14 protein-coding genes are annotated in these 18,730 nt (G+C 57.6%); 1 reads left to right on the plus strand and 13 read right to left on the minus strand.

The window, feature by feature from the left end; all coding sequences use genetic code 11:
* Positions 1 to 17: 17 nt before the first annotated feature.
* The 13 genes from JS530_RS09550 to mraZ form a co-directional block, all read right to left on the minus strand.
* Positions 18 to 1,472, minus strand: coding sequence for a sugar transferase (locus JS530_RS09550; RefSeq protein ID WP_214376935.1), 1,455 nt, complete (start codon positions 1,470 to 1,472; stop codon positions 18 to 20).
* Between the two features lie 493 nt (positions 1,473 to 1,965).
* A complete protein-coding gene (locus tag JS530_RS09555; RefSeq protein ID WP_342590070.1) occupies positions 1,966 to 2,880 on the minus strand; it encodes a cell division protein FtsQ/DivIB in 915 nt (304 codons plus the stop codon).
* A gap of 317 nt (positions 2,881 to 3,197) precedes the next feature.
* On the minus strand, positions 3,198 to 4,736 hold the full coding sequence (murC, locus tag JS530_RS09560; RefSeq protein ID WP_214376937.1) for a UDP-N-acetylmuramate--L-alanine ligase: 1,539 nt from the start codon (positions 4,734 to 4,736) through the stop codon (positions 3,198 to 3,200).
* A 47-nt stretch (positions 4,737 to 4,783) separates the two neighbouring features.
* Positions 4,784 to 5,968 carry a UDP-N-acetylglucosamine--N-acetylmuramyl-(pentapeptide) pyrophosphoryl-undecaprenol N-acetylglucosamine transferase gene (locus JS530_RS09565; RefSeq protein WP_214376938.1) on the minus strand — a complete coding sequence of 395 codons (1,185 nt, stop codon included), beginning with the start codon at positions 5,966 to 5,968 and terminating at the stop codon, positions 4,784 to 4,786.
* A gap of 16 nt (positions 5,969 to 5,984) precedes the next feature.
* The gene (gene ftsW / locus JS530_RS09570; protein ID WP_240541181.1) at positions 5,985 to 7,202 is read right to left on the minus strand and encodes a putative lipid II flippase FtsW; all 1,218 of its coding nucleotides are present in this window, start codon (positions 7,200 to 7,202) and stop codon (positions 5,985 to 5,987) included.
* Entirely contained in the window at positions 7,189 to 8,634 is a 1,446-nt protein-coding gene (gene murD, locus JS530_RS09575) for a UDP-N-acetylmuramoyl-L-alanine--D-glutamate ligase (protein WP_214376970.1), read from the minus strand. The genes ftsW and murD overlap by 14 nt, the downstream gene beginning before the upstream one ends.
* A 118-nt stretch (positions 8,635 to 8,752) precedes the next feature.
* Positions 8,753 to 9,859: a phospho-N-acetylmuramoyl-pentapeptide-transferase gene (gene mraY, locus JS530_RS09580; RefSeq protein WP_214376939.1), complete on the minus strand. Its 1,107-nt coding sequence runs from the start codon at positions 9,857 to 9,859 to the stop codon at positions 8,753 to 8,755.
* Between the two features lie 40 nt (positions 9,860 to 9,899).
* The gene (locus JS530_RS09585; protein WP_214376940.1) at positions 9,900 to 11,348 is read right to left on the minus strand and encodes a UDP-N-acetylmuramoyl-tripeptide--D-alanyl-D-alanine ligase; all 1,449 of its coding nucleotides are present in this window, start codon (positions 11,346 to 11,348) and stop codon (positions 9,900 to 9,902) included.
* A 40-nt stretch (positions 11,349 to 11,388) separates the two neighbouring features.
* Positions 11,389 to 12,258 carry a hypothetical protein gene (locus tag JS530_RS09590; RefSeq protein ID WP_214376941.1) on the minus strand — a complete coding sequence of 290 codons (870 nt, stop codon included), beginning with the start codon at positions 12,256 to 12,258 and terminating at the stop codon, positions 11,389 to 11,391.
* Positions 12,259 to 12,298: 40 nt separating this feature from the next.
* Positions 12,299 to 14,008, minus strand: a complete 1,710-nt coding sequence (locus JS530_RS09595; RefSeq protein ID WP_217625498.1) for a peptidoglycan D,D-transpeptidase FtsI family protein — start codon at positions 14,006 to 14,008, stop codon at positions 12,299 to 12,301.
* A 92-nt stretch (positions 14,009 to 14,100) separates the two neighbouring features.
* Entirely contained in the window at positions 14,101 to 14,562 is a 462-nt protein-coding gene (gene ftsL, locus JS530_RS09600; RefSeq protein ID WP_217625495.1) for a cell division protein FtsL, read from the minus strand.
* A gap of 2 nt (positions 14,563 to 14,564) precedes the next feature.
* On the minus strand, positions 14,565 to 15,641 hold the full coding sequence (rsmH, locus tag JS530_RS09605; protein ID WP_214376943.1) for a 16S rRNA (cytosine(1402)-N(4))-methyltransferase RsmH: 1,077 nt from the start codon (positions 15,639 to 15,641) through the stop codon (positions 14,565 to 14,567).
* Positions 15,641 to 16,162 carry a division/cell wall cluster transcriptional repressor MraZ gene (gene mraZ / locus JS530_RS09610; RefSeq protein WP_214376944.1) on the minus strand — a complete coding sequence of 174 codons (522 nt, stop codon included), beginning with the start codon at positions 16,160 to 16,162 and terminating at the stop codon, positions 15,641 to 15,643. The genes rsmH and mraZ overlap by 1 nt, the downstream gene beginning before the upstream one ends.
* A 286-nt stretch (positions 16,163 to 16,448) precedes the next feature.
* Here mraZ and JS530_RS09615 point away from each other — a divergent pair, with 286 nt between their 5' ends.
* On the plus strand, positions 16,449 to 18,728 hold the full coding sequence (locus JS530_RS09615; protein ID WP_214376945.1) for a HelD family protein: 2,280 nt from the start codon (positions 16,449 to 16,451) through the stop codon (positions 18,726 to 18,728).
* The last annotated feature ends 2 nt before the right edge of the window (positions 18,729 to 18,730 follow it).

Here is an 18,730-nt window from a genome sequence, read left to right on the forward strand (position 1 = left end):
AAAAAACGATGAGCGGTTTAATACGCGCCACTGCCACGAATCACCACGGCAACCGTTTTGATGAGAATCGCCAAATCGGTCATTAGCGACCAGTTTTCTACGTAATTCACATCCAAGAATTCAGCATCAGCCTGGCTGAGGTTCGATCGGCCTGAAATCTGCCAAGGGCCGGTGATGCCTGGTTTAACAAGCAAACGAGTGGAATATAGTGGACCATACTGTTCCACTTCATACCGTTGCTGTGGTCTGGGACCCACCAGAGACATATCGCCACGCAGCACATTAATCAATTGAGGTAATTCATCGATCGATGTTTTGCGTATTATTCTGCCTACGCGTGTGATGCGGGGATCATTCTTCGGTTTAAACAAAATGCCATGGTTCTCACCCATCTGTTGGGCCAACGCCGCATCCATTTTGTCTGCGTGCACACGCATGGAACGTAGTTTCAGACACTGGAACGGCTTGCCGTGCAAGCCGATGCGCTCCTGCTTATACAGCACCGGGCCGCCATCCTCAAATTTGATGGCTATAGCCGCACCAATCATTACTATTGACGCAGGAATAAGAGCAATGAATGCTACCACAATATCGATAAGACGCTTCACACATCTCACCGGCCATGAATATTGCGGTAAATCTGCAGAAAGCACCGGCATGGAGGTATTGCTCCGCAGCACCAGGTGCCCGCTTCCCAAATCAGCCACTGCGGCAGTAACCGCAAGCTCCATATTCAGCGATTCAACGGCCAGAGACAATGTGCGCATCGTTTCGGAATCGCGGGTAAGAACATCGGTAATAAGCACCACGCTTACACCCCTCGAACGAGCAATCTGTGGCAGTTTGGCATTCAAAGGGATTATCTGCAGGTTACAATCCAACTGTTGGCCATCGAAGGACGCATCAACAAGAAACTGCGCAGCATCTGCATCCGCGGAGGCCTTCGCCTGTGCAATCGGACAAACCGCCACAGGTTTATATCCAAGAGCCTTTCCACCTTCGCTAGTCAATGTACGTATTGCATGACAAATTGCCTGAGGAGAACCAACTATGAGGGTCGAATACATGCATTCGCCCTTACGACGATTGGCATGCAGAGCACGTCTCATCAACCAGCGTTCAATGCAGGTGGCAACGCAAGCAATCAACGGGGCAATAACAACAAGCCTACGAGGTAATTCCACATTCGCAATAAAACCAACGGAGCATAGCACCACCAACTCCGCTAATAATGCGGTCAGAATTTTTGCGTATAAGCTGTATCCTTCGCTCATCACGTGATGCTGGTATGTGTGTGAAAACAGCAGGCACAGCACCCACGTTCCCGCAAACACCAATGGAATGACAATCCCGCCGTTCACCATGGCATGAGTCACCGCATGCAACAATCTTGGGGAAAGTAGCAGAACAATAGCGCAAGAGGCCAGCATTATGGCAGCATCAACCACAATCAGCGCAGCGGTAAATGTCACCTGCCAGACAGGTGTACGACTGGAACGAACACGTATATTCCCCGTTCCGTCATTGGATCGTATTTCACGTACACGGGTGAATGAGGTTGTTCCTGCCGAGCCGTTTACATCATCGGAAACGGCCTGTACATCCTTGAGAGATGAGCCTAGATTAGGGCACCCCCCCCCGCGGACTTTTCTTCTAGGGTGGAGTTGGGCTCAAGATGGAGAGTTACGTCGTCTTGAGACTGCTCATCTACGCCAAACACAACGCTGGCAACACGTGCCCCAGTACGAGTGGCATCCGTCATGGGAATAGCTTGGGTCGCTAGAAAGTCGTTATCATACAGCGACTTTCTAGTAGCTTCTGAATCATGCCATCCCGATTGCGGCATTCTCACACTCCTTCCACTCCTCTCCCAGAGGGCATCAAGTTAAATATACTATGCCCCCCCATCCATACCTTTGCATCGATTCGACAAACACATTTCATACCATTTACATTCTGGAAGTATCACTTCAATATCGGTCGACTGGGCGCGGAAACATCCACCTGCTTGTAGTTACCGATCACGTTCGGATCGTTCAGGATTTTGTCGACTTCCGCCATTTTGAGCTTCAGCTGCGAGGAATCACCCCAAACAATCACATGCTCGCCATTGTTCAGCGTGGTGGTCACCGAATCCTGTGTTGCCACCGTCACCTTGGTAATCTGTTGGCGCATCGATTCCGGGAGCGAACCCAAAATGGTCAACGCGCCTTTCAAGGAACGGCTTTTGAGGCTTGTTTCCACGTTCTTGACTTCAATCACCGGAATGCCTTGGGTGTCCGCGTTTTTCACGGAGTTCAGCACACGTCCCTGACTGTCCACGGCGGTCAGCGTGTCGCCGCTTTTCAACATGGCGGTCGGCTTTTGCGCGGTAACCGTCACGTTCAAGGATTTAGGGAAATGCTTGGAGACTTTCGCCTCGCTGACCCCCGGAATGGCTTTCAACTGGTCGGCAACATCGCTGGAAGACACCAAAAACAGTGATTTGCCGGACTGCTTATCCGCAATATCATGAATGGTTTGTTCGCTCACCCATTCATTGGCGCCGGCCACGCTGATCGCATTGGATTCCAATCGGAACACCGAAGAGAACAGCAGCAGCCAGGTCAAACCGGCAGTCGCAGCTGCAATCACAACCGCAATAGCCACACGAGCGGCGATAACCCGCACGCTCGCCTGTTTACGCTCTTTCGAACGTGCGGTGAAATCAACGACTTTCGGGCGAGATGCCACACCCAACGGTCCCGTGGTCTGGTGCAGCGTCTCCGCGACATAATCCTCACTGCGTAAAGCTCGCGCATCGACGAATGCGCCTGCCTTGCCTTTGGCAACCGTGACATCCAACGGCTGCTGCAGATGCTGTTCGTCGTGCGAAGCCACGCTCCGAGGTTTGCGCTGCTTACGTGGACCGCCTAATTCATGCGGCTTACGCGTATTGCGCAACGCGCGAGTACTACCGCTGCGCGAAGTCTTCGACTGATGCGATTCGATAACACGAGCCTTGCGCTTCGTGCCTTTACCGGTTCCCTTGCTCACGCCGGTGCCGCTACCGCTCACCGACCGTGCAGTGGCACCGGAAATCTTCTTCGCGCGGGCAGTGGAACCCGCGGAGGAACTCGCAGCGGAGCCAGCAGTCGACCTCGCTCCAGAACCGGACTGCGTGCGGCCGCCCGAGGAGCTGACCGTACGACCGGCCATTATTCGCAGCTCTCCCGGTGCGCTTCAAGAGCCGTGAGCAGCACCTGATCCATATCGGTGATGTCGCCTGCACCAACGGTGAAAATCACATCGCCATGATGAGCACGCATGGCCATCATCTTGGCAGCCAAGCACATGTCGTCCACCGCCTGAATCCATGAATCATCGGTATCGTCCTTCAGCCCCTGAGCCGCGTCGACAATGGTGTCCGGACCGACATCCGGGAAATCCTCCTGCTTTTCGCGAGCCGGGAAGATACCGGTTACGATCACATCGTCGGCCTTCGCCAGCGCCTCGGCGAATTGGCGCGCGAAGAACTGAGTGCGCGAGAACAGATGCGGCTGGAACAGCACACGAATCACGGAATCAGGATAACGACGGCGGGCCGCGTCGAGCAAGGCGGCGATTTCGGTGGGATGATGTGCGTAATCATCCACGACGGTAACCTGCTTGACCGTGCCACGCACTTGGAATCGGCGGGCCGCACCAAGGAAGCTGCCTGCAGCCTGAGCAGCGTCGGCCGGCTTGACGCCCAGCAGTACCGCTGCACTGATGGCAGCGGCGGCATTGCGTGCGTTATGAATGCCCGGAACCTTCAATGTGACACTCTGGCACACCGGTTCGCCGCCGGTGACTGCTGCCGGCAATTCCAAGGTCAGCTGCTCGGTACCGCTGCCGGCGGTCTCGTTTTCCGAAGAGATGGCCACCAACGAGGCGCCAGCCAAATCAGGAAGCTGGTCTTCCGGCGTGGTGCCGTATACCACCGTGTGCGCCTTTACCGTGTCAGGCAACGCTTCGAATACGGCAAGCGCATCCGGATCGTCACCGCAGATCACCACATGGCCTGTGGCATGTTCGGCATGGTTCACGAATGCGGCACGGTAATGCGCCTCGTCACCATAGTGGTCCAGATGATCCGCTTCGCAATTGGTGATGATGGCGATGGTCGGATGATATTTGGCGAAGCTGCCGTCGGATTCGTCCGCCTCTGCCACCAGCATGCTGCCTGCGCCGGCGTGGCCGCCATCCAGCGTACTGCCGTCCGGGCCTTGAATGGAACCGCCGATGGCATAGCTGGGGTCCATGCCAGTCTGCACCAGAATGTGCGCCAGCATGGAGCTGGTGGTGGTCTTGCCGTGCGCGCCCGCCACCGTAACGGCCTGCTTGCCGTTCATCAGCAGTGCCAGAATGTCGCTGCGGTGCACAATGGGAATACCGGCGGCATGAGCGGCAACGATCTCCGGGTTATCCGGTTTGATGGCGCTGGAGTAGACCACCGTGGAGGCTCCGGCCACATTCTCGGCCTTCTGCCCGAATTCCACACCAATGCCCAACGATTCCAAACGATCGGTTTTGGCACTGTGTTCGCGGTCCGAACCGTCGACCGCAACGCCTTCAGCGTGCAGCATCTCGGCCAGTACACTCATACCGGCTCCACCGATTCCAATGAAATGCGTGGCCCCCAGATTGCTGGGCTTCGCCTGTGCGTCGAACGCGGCACGAGTGGGATCAAGCACGATGGTTTGTTCTTGAGACAATTGACTCTCCTTGAAGGATTATTCCTGAGCACATATTGTATGCCGTCCTAGGCAGTGCGCGCATGGGCAAGCTCCAGAATCCGTTTCGCCATGATCTGCGCTGCGTCTCGAATGCCATACTGCCAGGCTTTGCGGCCGAACTCGGCGAGCTGCTCACGATTGGCCAGCAAACCGGGAACATGCTCACGCACCCATGCCGGGGTCATGTCTTTATCCGCCACAAGAATGCCGCCGCCAGCCTCGACAACCGGTTCGGCATTGAAACGCTGTTCGCCGTTGCCGATGGGCAGGGGCACGTAAATCGCCGGCAGACCCAGTGCAGCAAGCTCGGAAACCGATCCTGCGCCGGAACGGCAAATCACCAAATCGGCGCACGCGAACGCAAGGTCGATGCGCTCAAGATATTCGGCAACATGGTAGTCACCTTGACCGGCTGAGTCCGCACCCAATCCGGTCAATACATCAGCGCCGGCCGAAGCAGTGACCAGATCACGCACTTCCTGAATCTTGCCACGACCAGTCAGATGAATGACCTGTGCATGCGGCAGCAAATCCGCCGCCGAAGCGGCAATCGCACGGTTAAGACTCTGCGCACCCAGCGATCCACCGGTCACCACTACCAGCGGACGGTCGGGATCCACACCGAGTTGAGCCGCAGCCTCTCGGCGTACCGCTCCCCTATCCTGTTCAAAACGGTTGGCCAGTTCGGCGATGGCAGGGCGCAACGGCAACCCCACTCGCTCAATACGAGCGCCTGCCGCCGGCTTCAGACCCGTGTGCTCATATACGGTGCCGATGAAATCCGCCCAGCGTGCCCCGAGCTTGTTCGCCATGCCTGCGCGGGCATTCTGCTCGTGAATGGCGATGGGAATGCCCATCTTATGGGCCGTGGCATACACCGGCGCCGATGCATAGCCGCCGAAGCCTGCCACCACATCAGCATGCCTGTGCTCGAGAATGCTGCGCACCTTGGCGGTCTCACGCTTCCACTTCACAGGGAATTTCAGCATGTACAGGTTCGGACGGCGCGGAAACGGCACTTTCTCCACGGTGTCCAGTTCATAACCAGCGTTGGGAACCAAATCCTTTTCCAATCCCACGGCAGTACCCACCACGGTGACTGTGGCTTGGGGGTCAATGTCGGTGATGGCATCGGCTACCGCGAGCAAAGGATTCACATGACCGGCGGTACCGCCGCCGGCAAGAACGATATGAGCTGTTCCTTCAATCATGACTACTGAGTCTACTCTACACATTCTGACGGGATTGCTTTATTTGGGGCTGGCATCGCATAAGTCCCACAACAAGTCCTGCCGCGGCCAGACACATGACCATGGAGGAGCCGCCGGCGGAGACGAATGGCATCGGCACGCCCAGCACCGGGAACACGCCCACAACTACACCGATGTTGACCATCGCCTGACCGACCAGCCAGATGGTTACGCACATCAGCACCATCGTCACATACCGGTCGGTGACCTGCAATGCCACAGCGATCATGCACCATGCCAGAATCGCGAAGAAGACGATCACGATCAGGCAGCCGACGAATCCGGTTTCCTCACCGATGATGGCGAAAATGAAATCGTTGTGCGCGGCAGGCAGATAATTCCATTTCTCTCGGGAGTTGCCGATACCCACGCCGAGGAATCCGCCCGAGGCTATCGCGTACTTCGCATGCATGGACTGGTAGCAGACCGTTTGCGCGTCCGCAGCAGAGCAATCACCATACGTGGCGAGAATACGGCGCAGACGATTGGGGCTGGACACGGCCAGTGCCACGACTCCGGCAACGGCGATGATCGTGCCGATGATCATCCATTTTTTCGGAAAATCAGACACAAGGAACGCCGCATAACCGATGAACAGCAGAATCATGCAGGTTCCCAAATCCTTGCCTGCAATCACTGCAATCAAACCCAGTACGTACAACCCCAAGGGCGCGGCATAGGCTTTCAATCCTTCTTTCGCATACCGTTTGTTGCGCGCATGCAATGCGCCAGGCAGCCAAATGCATACCACGAACTTCATGAATTCCGCAGGCTGGATGGTGGTGAAACCAAGATTCAGCCAACCGCGGTTACCGTAGACATCAAGTCCCAAAGGTGTAAGCGTCAACGCCTGAATCAGGATCGCGCCAATCATCATCCATGGGCAGATGCGCTTCCATCCTTGAATCGGCACCAGCATGGCAACAAAACCGAATACCAGACCGATGGCGCAGAACGCGCCTTGCGAAGCCAATTTGAGGAATGGCGAGACACCTTGAGCCGCCATGGATACGGTGGAGCTGGAGAACACCATGATCACGCCGAAACAGGTCAAGCCCACTACTGCCATGCGGAAACCGTGATAGCACCACACCGGGTTCAGCAGGCTTCGCCACCCGGTGTAATCGGTGACCGTCAATGGCGGTGTCGCCTTGGAGGCACGCACGCGGCGTGCTGGAGAATCATTGGATGCCATGCACCTCGCTCCAAGCTTTAGCAGCCGAAGCGAACTGGTTGCCGCGGTCCGCATAGGATTTGAACTGATCCATGGATGCGCAAGCCGGAGCCATAAGCACCACGTCGCCCGCGGTGGCGTACTGTCCGCATGCTTCAACCGCACGCTCCATTACCGTGGTCTTATCCTCGGGATCAATGAAGGTCACGGGAATCTCCGGTGCCTCGCTGGCGAATGCCTCGCGCATCGGTTCCTGATCAACGCCGATAATAACGGCCGCCTTGATGGTGTTCGCCTGATCGTGAACCAGCTGCTCGAAACGGCTGCCCTTGGCAAGGCCGCCGGCAATCCACACCACGGATTTCGCCGGGAAACTGGACAGCGACGCGTTCGCCGCATGGCCATTGGTTGCTTTGGAATCATCCACGAATCGAATGCTGCCGCCGTCGACCTTGGCCTCAGCGACTGTTTCGATGCGGTGACCGCCCGGTTTGAACGACTTCAACGCCTGCAACGCGGTTGCAGTATCCGCACCCAGGCCGAGCACCAGAGCCAGAGCCGTCAACGCATCAGCCACCAGATGCGGGTACAAGGTGCCGTCCGGCTCCATCAGATGCGTGAAGTCGGCAATAGGAGCCAGCTTCACCGCCTCGCCAGCGGTACCGGAAACCAGACCGCTGTTGTCTACGATAAAGCCGTCCGCAATGCCGATCTCCCCCGCCTGCGGCTCAGCCAAAGTGAATCCGACTTTGCGGCATCCCTCCGCAGTTTGTGCTGCCTTCGCCAAGGCGCTCACCGTGGCATCCTGGGCATTGTAGACCACGACGCGTTTGGCGTTATGGAACACCTTGGATTTATCGGCGGCGTAGTTCTCACGGCCGCCATGCCAATCCAAGTGGTCATCGGCGATATTGGTAATCGCCGCACAATCCAGCTCAAGTGAATCGGTGAAGTGCAGCTGGAACGAGCTCAGTTCAACGCACAACACGTCATGTTGCGGATTGGTGGCGCATCGTGACAGGCTCATGGACATGTCGCCTGATGCGATGTTTCCAGCAGTAGGCGCATCCAAGCCGCATGCGGACAGCATTTCCGAGGTCATCTCGGTAGTGGAGGTCTTACCGTTCGTGCCCGTGATGCCAATCCATGGTGCCGGCTTGCCTGTGCGTTGATTATCCACGCGCAGTCGCCATGCGAACTCGACCTCGCTCATCACCGGAATGCCGCGGCGCTGCGCTTCGAGAATGAATGGCGTACGCGGATTGAAAACTGGAGAGGCCATGACATAATCCACATGATCCCAGTCCACGTCCGCGAACGAGTGCAGATCCGCCTCCGGTTTGCGTTCATCGACACCAATCACATGGGCGCCGCGCTCCTTCAGCACTTCGGCCAACGACGTGCCAGACACTCCCAGTCCGGCGATGACCACTGTCGTATCGTTTACTTGCATCATTCCTCCCGTATATGTCTCACAGGCGAGGATAGGCCGCCCACGTTTCCCTCACGCGCGCAACCAGCACGTTCTTACGATTGTGCGCGCCACATATGTCATCCGATCGGCTTGCCGATTAGCTGAAGAGCAGGCCGGATCGGGTGACCCAGTCACCGTAGAACACGGTAAGCGCCAACAGCACGAACAGCAGTTCGATCATCCAAAAACGAACCACCACTTTGGTTTCGGTCCACCCCTGCAATTCGAAATGGTGGTGAATCGGCGCCATTTTGAATACGCGCTTGTGCGTCATCTTGAAGTAACCCACCTGAATCACGTCGCTCATCGCTTCCATGACGTACAAACCACCCAGAATCACCGCCAGGAACTCGGTGTGCGTGGCGATGGACATGGCGGCGAACAGACCACCCAATGCCAGTGAACCGGTGTCGCCCATGAAGATGGATGCGGGATTCGAGTTGTACCACAGGAATCCGAAGCAGGCCACGGCGGCGCAGATGGCGATAATCGTCAGATCGAGCGGATCGGATACGGCGTACGAATAGCCTTCGTGGCCGCCTCCCCTGATGTGGTAGCTTTCCCAGAACGCGATGACGCCGAAACCGGTGAATGAGATCATCGAGGAGCCGGCAGCCAAGCCGTCCAAACCATCAGTGAGATTGACGGCGTTGGTCCATGCGGTCATCAGGAAATTCACCCAGATCACAAAGAGGATGATTGCCACTGCGCGGCCGGCGAAGTCGAAGCTGAAGAACGGCTTTTCGATGAAGCTCATGCCCGGCTGTGCGCTGGGGAATCCCGACTTGGTAGGAATAATCAGCGCCAGCACCGCGTAGATGGTGGCGAAGATGAACTGTCCGATGAACTTGCCGCTTACGCTCAGACCCTCGTTCTGCTTCTTACGCACCTTGGCGAAATCATCAATGAATCCGAGCACGCCCATCGACAGCATGGCGAACAGCACCAGCACCGCGGACCAGGACGGCACCTCACCCGAGTGCAAATATCGGTACAGTGCCGAGGAACCCCAGCCCAGCAGGATGGCCAGATTGATGACCACGCCGCCCAGGGTCGGTGTGCCACGTTTCACCAGATGAGATTGAGGCCCATCCTGACGAATGTACTGGCCATAGTGCAGCTTATGCACCAGTCGAATCAGCATCGGCGTGCCCACCAAAGTGACGAGCAACGACACCAGCATTCCAATTATCAGAGCAATCACGGACGGTTCTTCTCCTCGTATCGGTGTAGTACAACGCCTATTATTTCGACCAACGCTCCGCAAGCGCACTCAGGCCTGAAGCATGCGAACCTTTGAGCAGCACCACGGTATCCGGATGGCTGGCAGCCATGGCAAGAACCAGTTGCTCAGCTCGATCGATGTTCTCAACACAGTCTACTGAAACCCCGCCCGCTTGCGAGGCGCCCCGAGCCAAAGCCTGAGCCATATCATGCAGATGCGAATCCGTATCCGAGCCCACTGCGATGATGGCATCCAGACCAAGTCCCGCGGCAAAACGGCCTACCTCTTCATGCAATTCGGTTTCACTGCCGCCGAGTTCCAACATGGCACCCAGCAACGCCACGCGGAATGGGGTGCCGCCATCCTGCGGCCGCCACGCTTCCAGTCCTTCCAACCCGGCCTTCATGGAATCGGGATTGGCGTTGAATGAATCATCAATCAGGGTGAACTGCGCCTCTCCACGGCTGACTTCGGACAGCGCCATGCGATGCGGGCTGATGGCATGCTTGGCTGCAAGCACCTCGGCAATGCGTTCCGGCTTCATGCCATAGCGCAATGCCACGGTGGCGGCTGCCAGCGCGTTCATCACGTTATGGATACCGGGAATTCCCAAGTGCACGCGCGTGTGATGACCTTCGGTATCTTCCAGCGTGAACTGCGCATGATCGGCCGAATCAGCAGTGATGTCCAGCGCTTTCACCCCGGGCGTGCGATCGTTGTCTTTACCGAACCACAGCATACCGTTGGGTGCCAGAGGAGCCATGGAGGCCACATACTCATCGTCTCCGTTGAGCACGGCGACGCCGTCGGGCAGCAGTCCGGTCACAATCTCGCTTTTGGCTTGGGCGATGCGTTCACGTGAGCCGAATTCACCAAGATGCGCCACGCCCACTTTCAGCACCACGGCGGTGTTCGGCGGCGCAATCTGAGTCAGGCGAGCGATCTCGCCCACATGGTTGGCTCCCATCTCCGCCACGAAGAAACGGGTGTCGGCATCGATGTTGAGCGCGGTCAGCGGCAGACCGATCTCATTATTGAACGAACCAATCGGAGCCACGGTGGGGCCGAGCGTGGACATCAGCGCGCTCAGCAGATCCTTGGTTGTGGTTTTGCCCACGGAACCGGTCAGACCGATGATATCGAAATCACCGGGCAGTTCACGCCTGCGCTCAATATTGTGCTTGGCCAGCGCGCCCAGTGCGGCAACGGTATCATCTACCACAATCTGCGCGATGCCTGCCGCCGGCACCTCATGATCGACGATGGCTGCAACCGCACCTTGCTGCGCTACTTTGGCCACAAAATCATGCCCGTCAACGCGTTCGCCTTTGATAGCCACGAACACCGATCCTTCACCGGCCTGGCGAGAGTCGCTCACCGTATTCGTGGCTGTACTGGACTGTGTTTCGCCTGCAATAAGGCTGCCGCCTACCGCCTTGGCAATCTCCTCCACACTCATTGGAACCATTTGTTATGCCTCTCCTTGTTGTCGTCCAGCAGCCGGCCAATCAATTCAGATTATTGGCTACGCGCAGCGCGCTTCTCACATTGTTCTTACGGACCCCTGCGGCAAGCACCATGGCGATGGCCAATGACATATGCCTCATACGAATCGGGTCGAACGCCACTGGGGATTCCATGGCGAGTTCGTTGGATTCCGCGTTGGTCACGGTCAGCGCAAGATCCCGATCGGCCACGAAGCCGTATCGCATGCGCAATGCGGACACATCCTGACCAATGATTTCATGGTCGCTGCCGATCACGTCCACGTTGACCGATTCCAGCGCATGATTGGTGATGGTGGCGGCATTCATGGCGATGATCACGGCCGCCACACCATCCTCAGCGCATACTGCCAACGTACGCTGCATGTCAATCACACCCAGTGGATAGGTGAGGTTCAGCGCCCTGGTCATCGATGTGGAACCATTGGCGCTGATCACCGCAACCGGATTGCCCAGCATGTGCAGGAAATCGGCAAGCTGCGTCGCATTGGCGTAGATATCCTCATCGTCATCACCACATACGGCGAAAACAGCCATCGAGTTCGTAGGAGATCCGGCAAGCGTCACCGCCATGTTGCCGAGCACATGATCATTAATCTCACCGAACATCAGTGGAATATCCGCCGACGGGCACTGATGTTGGAGTGCGCGCGGGAGCAATGCCGCATAGGCTCCCGCTTGCACGGCATGCTGGATGTCGGAAATACGGTTCCCGCAGATGAACAACGCTCCCGGACCGATACTGTCCAGGGAATCGCTCAACGAGGTGATGGTCACATCCGCAGCGAACTGCGGAACGATGTCAAAACCGTATTGTTCCGCCAGCATGCCTAACGTCATGCGCTGGGAGACGGATTCACTCACCGAACTCATAGGCTATTGCCTTTCTTCCATGGTTGCCGTCATCTCATTATCACCAAGTGACTGGAATAGCATCTTTACGAGGACTGGAAACCGGCACCTCATATTTCTGCATAAGGAACTCACAAATCTGCGCGGAGACCGGGCCTGCGGTAAGACCACCGTAGACGCCCTGGGGATCCTTCATGGCCACGGTGACGGCGAATCGCGGATTGTCGGCCGGGATCACCACCGAATAGTCGGATACGATGGAGGTCAGCGCTCCCGTGGGCCCGGCCACCTGGGCGGTACCGGATTTGGCTGCCATACGGTAGCCATCGACTTTCACGAATTTGCTGTAGCCTTCCGACACGGATTCCATCGCGTTCATCATGTCCGAAGCCACCTGCTCATCCACCACGCGAGTGCCTTGCTTCTTCTTGACCTCGGTGGTCTTGCCACTGCTGTCGGTGGTGGACTTGATGATGGACTGCTGTTCGCGCACGCCCTTATTGGCAAGGGTGGCGGCAACATTGTTGAGCTGCAGAATGTTCACGGTGTAGCCCTGACCAAACAGCACAGTGTTGCGCGTACGCAAATCCCAAGATGACGGAGAGGTCAGCACACCGCTGGATTCGCCCGGCAAATCAAGTCCGGTGTACTGGCCGATGCCGAACTTGGTCATGTATTCGTACCGCTGTTCATCGGTATAGCCTTTGCCGGCGATCACCATGCCGATGTTGGAGGACTGCTGGAGAATGCCGGCGAGCGTCCAACGCATATTGCCGTGATCGAAGGAATCCTTGAAGGTCTGCCCGTCCTCGGTCACCGAATTCGGCACAGTGAACTGATCGGTCATTTTATGCAGACCGGTCTGTAGGTAACCTGCCTCGGAAATGAGCTTGCCCACCGAACCAGGCTCGAACGTTTCGGACACCGCGCGGGATGAGCCCAGCTTGGCTTCATTGGTACCGGCTTCGACCTCGTCGCTATCGGCGAGCGCAAGAATCTCGCCGGTCTGCACATCCTGCACCACGCCGATAACCCAGCTGGCGCCATACTTGGACTTGGCGTCCTTGAGGATCTTCTTGACATACCACTGCACGTCGCGGTCGATGGTGAGGTTCACATCGGAGCCGTCTTTGGCGGCCACCGATTCGGTCATCGTACCGGGGATTTCCTCACCGCCGTAATTGCCGCGCTGGTAGGTCTGATGCCCATCGGTGCCGGTGAGCACTTTGTTCTCCGATAGTTCGATACCGGCGACTCCGGTACCTTCGTCATTGACGCCGCCCAGGAGCGAACCCATCAAATCACCATCGGAGTAGATGCGTTCGCTGCTGAGTTCTCCCCAGACGATGCCACCCAAGTTGAGATTGTCGATGCTGCGCTTGACCTGCGGGGTCACGTCCTTTTTCAATACGACATACTGGCCGCTTACCGACAGGTCCGCGCCCAGTTCCATAGCGCTCATATCCAGGGCTTTGGCGAGCAGACGGCCAACGGCTGCCGCGCCGGTTGCGCCCACAGGCTTGCCGTCGATCTGATGGCAGTAGTCCTGATTGTTCTTATTGCAATCGATTGGTGTGAATTCCTGTGCTGCTTCAGGATTGGCGACAATGGTGTAGCGTTCCACGCTCTGTGCCAGCACAGTGCCGTTGGAATCCAGAATGCGCCCGCGCTTGGCACTCAACGTGATCGTCGAGGTACGCGATGCCGTGGCGGCCTGAGCCATCTGTCGGCCATCGATCAGCTGGATGGAGGCAAGCTTGACCAGGCACATGGAAGCCACCAGTGCCAGAGCCACGCCAATGCTGATGCATTTGAACGCAAACGTCTTGGCTTTGGCGAAATTGATGATGCGGTTGACTAGGTTCACTGTGTTCCGCCTTCCGTATCCTTCGGCTGCTGGTAGCCCTGCAGATCGATGGTCACCGCCCCGCCCTTGGAAACCATGCCCATTTCGGAGGCTTTGTCCGGCAGGGATGCCACGAGCTGGTCAAGCTTCGCCTGATCATCCTCGATGTCTTGGGTCAAGACGCTGATGTGCTGCTTGACCTGCGCCTCCTCGAAGGAATTCTGCACCATTTCGGTGCGCAGCATCAGCGCACCGATGAGGGTCGCGGCGAGGAATATTACCGCAGCGACCACATGAACCATAGGAGCGGTGCGGGTGCGGGTCCATTCCATGAGACGGTTGAAGATGTTGCGGTCCTCGCTGCCATGGGGGTTGGTGATCACTCGCAACTGCGGACGAGAACTCGCCTGCGGCTTGGCTTGGGGTCGCCCGGATACCGGAGTCGATCCGGATCGAATGCTGCGTGCCGTTGCCGCCATATTCAGTGTCTCCTCGAAGTATTGCGATGGGTATTGGATTGCTTGGTGTTGTGCCGCTGTGGCCTATCCGATTTGCCCGGATGCTCGGCCATGGTGGTGAATCGGCTGCGCCATCGATCAGGGATTTCACGGGTCAATTCCACGGCGCGCAAACGGACCGATGCGGAGCGCGGGTTGAACGCCTTCTCCTGTTCATCCGCCTTGATGGCCCCACGCGTAAGCTCTTTGAAGAACGGCTGGGCGTCCGGAGGAACGATCGGCATATCGGCCGGCGCGTCGATCTTGAGACCATGCCCCATGAAGGTTTTCACGGTTTTGTCTTCCAACGAATGGTAGGACTCGACCACCAGTCGGCCACCGACGTTCAGCCGGTTGGCAGCTTGGGGCAGTGTGGATGCGAGTTTGGCCAGCTCACCGTTCACCTCGATGCGCAATGCTTGGAACACGCGTTTGGCCGGGTTTCCCGCAGGCCTATGCGCCTTGGGCACCACGCGTTCCACAAGCTGATTGAGCTGCCCGGTGGTGGTCAGCGGCTCCTTGGCACGGTCGGTTACGATAGCGCGCGCGATCTGGCGCGCGAAGCGTTCTTCACCGTATTCCTTGAAGATACGAACCAGAGCGGCGGCATCGTACGTGGCGAGGATGCGTTCCGCCGTCAGCTCCTGACTCACGTCCATGCGCATGTCCAATGGCGCATCATGAGAGTAGGAGAATCCACGGTCAGCCTCATCGATCTGGAGGCTTGAAAGACCCAGATCCATGAACACGGCATCCACACGTGCCACACCAAGGTCCTCAAGCACTTGGTCGAGCTCGTTGAACGCGGCATGGACCGGGGTGAACCGTTCGGCCAGCCCCTCCTGCTCCATGCGCTTGGTGGCTAAAGCCAACGCCTCGCTGTCCCGGTCGATGCCGATAAGACGAGCTTGTGGCGCCGCCTTGAGGAACGCGGTGGAGTGTCCGGCGAGCCCAAGCGTGCAATCCACGGCGACGGCCCCTTCGCGCTGCAATGCCGGAGCCATCAGCTCAACACAATCTTCGAGCAGCACCGGCTGATGAATAGCAGTCAAATCAGTCATTAGAACTCCATCTCCGGCAATACGTCATCGGCAATATCCGAGTAATCCTCTTCCTTCTGGGCCAGATAGGCCTCCCAGGCATCCTTGTTCCAGATTTCCGCGCGGGTTCCCACACCAATCACCACAATGTCGGAGCCGAGATTGGCGTAGTCGCGAAGCATCTGCGGCACCACCACGCGTCCCTGCTTGTCCGGCTCCTGATCCACAGCACCGGAGAGAAACACACGCAGGTATTCGCGCGCCGCTTTATTGCCCACCGATGTGCGCTGGATCTGGGCTGCGATACGGCGGAATTCGTCAAATGGCAGAAGGTACACGCAACGCTCCTGGCCTCGGGCCATAACCAGACCCGCGCCAAGCTGCGAACGGAATTTTGCGGGAAGCGCCACACGGCCTTTGGCATCGATTTTTGGAGTGTAGGTGCCCAGCAGCAGTGGCGGCAATCCGTTCAACAGGTCGGCGATACCCGTGGAGCCGCTGCCAGCCGCCTGCTCATCGTTTGCAGTCTGCGTATTGACCATGGCTCCACCTCCTTATTTCGCGCGTTTGGGTACACTCCGGCCCACTGCTTCACCACTCTACCCCACCTTTCCCCATTTTTCCCCACTCAGACACAAATTGCTCACCCTTTTAGGGAGAATTCGCTGGAATACTGCGTGTCGGAGTCTTATCGCATACGTCAGCTGAATGGAATTCACCGGAAGTTCATCAACCATTGCGCGACCATCACCACCCAGGTAGGGGGCGTGCGGTAGATTTGAATGCCTTAAAGTGTTGACCTCGAAAGAAATGGAAACGAAGAAGAGCATGTCGAGTTATGCCTCACAGCTGCATGAGGAACAGCAAGCCGTCGATCGCGCTTACGGACGCCTTGATGACCTTCGTGCCGAAATGTGGCAGCGTTTGGATACCGTGCGCGCCGCCGGCTCCCATGGATCGCCTACGCAACGCACCGAACGAGATTCCTTCGCCACGATGTACGAAGACCGTCTGACTCAATTACGCAGCGTTGAGGATCGACTGGTATTCGGGCGTCTCGACGCTAAAAACGGGACCCGCCATTACATAGGGCGCATCGGTCTTTCCAGCACCGACCATGAGCCGATTCTGACCGATTGGCGTGCCGAGGCCGCTCGCCCCTTCTATGAAGCCACACCTTCCAATCACGGCGATATCGTGATGCGCCGTCACATCACCCTAAGCTTCCGCACCGTGGTGGGTGTTGAAGACGAGGTGCTCGACGTGCACTCCGATCAGGTCGGTCAAGCCTCCTCAGCCGGCACGCTCACGGGCGAAGGCGCGCTGCTGGCATCCTTGAGCTCCCGCCGAACCGGCAAAATGACGGATATCGTAGCCACCATCCAGGCCGAGCAGGATCGCATCATTCGTTCCGCCATGAATCGCGCCGTAGTGGTGCAGGGTGGTCCCGGCACCGGTAAAACCGCTGTGGCACTGCACCGAGCCGCTTATCTGCTGTATACGCACCGCCGCACATTGGAGCGTTCCGGCGTGCTCGTCGTGGGCCCCAGCTCCGCATTCCTGCATTACATCGATCAGGTGCTGCCCTCGTTGGGCGAAACCGGCGTGGTTTCACGCACCATCGGCGATCTGATCCCCGGTATTCAGGCAACCGCCGTGGATACACCGTATGCCGCCAAGCTCAAAGGCGATCGTCGCATGGCGCAGGTGATCGCCAATGCCATCGCCGCACGTATCCGCGTGCCCCAGAACCTGCCCACCGTAACCATCAGCGGCATCCCTGTGCCGATGCTCACCGTCGATATCCAGCAGGCGCAGGCCGATGCGAAGCGTACCCGCCAGCCGCATAACAAGGCGCGTGAAACATTCATCCGTTCCATGCTTTCGAGCATGCAGAACCGGTATGCCGAACAGCTTGACTACACGCCCGACCAGGCCGAGCTCAACCGGGCCATGCAGTTGCTTCGCATGAATGACACAGTGCGCAAAACCTTGAACCTGTGCTGGCTGCCGATGACTGGACCGTGGCTGATCGATCAGCTGTTCGCCCGCCCAGAGCGTCTCAAGTCGCTGGCCGGCTGGCTGTCCGACGATGATATTCGCGCGCTTGCCCGCCCGAAGGGTTCCCCGCTGACCAAATCGGATATTCCACTACTGGACGAAGCCATGGATCTTCTTGGACCCGATCCCAAGGTTGTGGCCAAAAAGTCCGCTGCGGACGCGCGCCGCGCTGCGGAAGAGCAGTACGCCAAAGACACTTTGGCCGCCACCGGACTCGGTCAGGGTATTGTCTCCAGCCAGATGCTGCTTGACCAAATGAATGGCAGCGATGCCGAGCTCACCTCCCAGCGTGCCGCCGCGGACCGCGAATGGACATACGGTCATATCGTGGTCGATGAAGCTCAGGAACTCACCGCCATGGATTGGCGCATGCTGATGAGGCGGTGTCCCTCGCGTTCGTTCACTATCGTGGGCGACGTGGCGCAAACTTCTGCCTTGGGCGGCACGCGCCGCTGGGATAAGACGATGAACCGTCTGTTCGGCCCCGGCCACTGGGATCTGAACGAGTTGACCATCAATTACCGTAACCCGCAGGCGGTATCCAACCTCGCATCGCAATTCGCGCACAACGAGGGACTGTATATTTCCACCGTTCATGCCGTACGCGATCTGCCGGGTTCGGTGGCACGCCAAACGGTCGACGACACGGATGCCCTGTTGAATGCCGTCGCCAATCAATCAGCTCAACTGGCAAATCATTTCGTCTCTTCGGACGGCACCGGTCGCATTGCGGTCATCTGTCCTGATTCACTGATTACGCCTGTTCGCCAGGCCGTGCGCAAACGTCTGTCCAGCGTGCTCGATCCCAAGGAGTATCAGCGCCTGATCGAGCAACCCGAATGGGACGAACAAATCAGCGTATGCGGTACCGAAACCGTGAAGGGTCTGGAATTCGACGCGGTAATCGTTGTGGAACCGGCCATGATTGAGGATGACGCACCAAGCCGCTTGGTGGCCGCATCCGACCTCTATGTTGCTATGACCAGACCTACGCAGAAACTGGTTGTAGTGCGGACAAAAGCGGACGAACAGTCCATGACCATCTAAGG

It is taken from the genome of Bifidobacterium colobi (genome assembly GCF_018555455.1).
Lineage (GTDB): Bacteria > Actinomycetota > Actinomycetes > Actinomycetales > Bifidobacteriaceae > Bifidobacterium > Bifidobacterium colobi.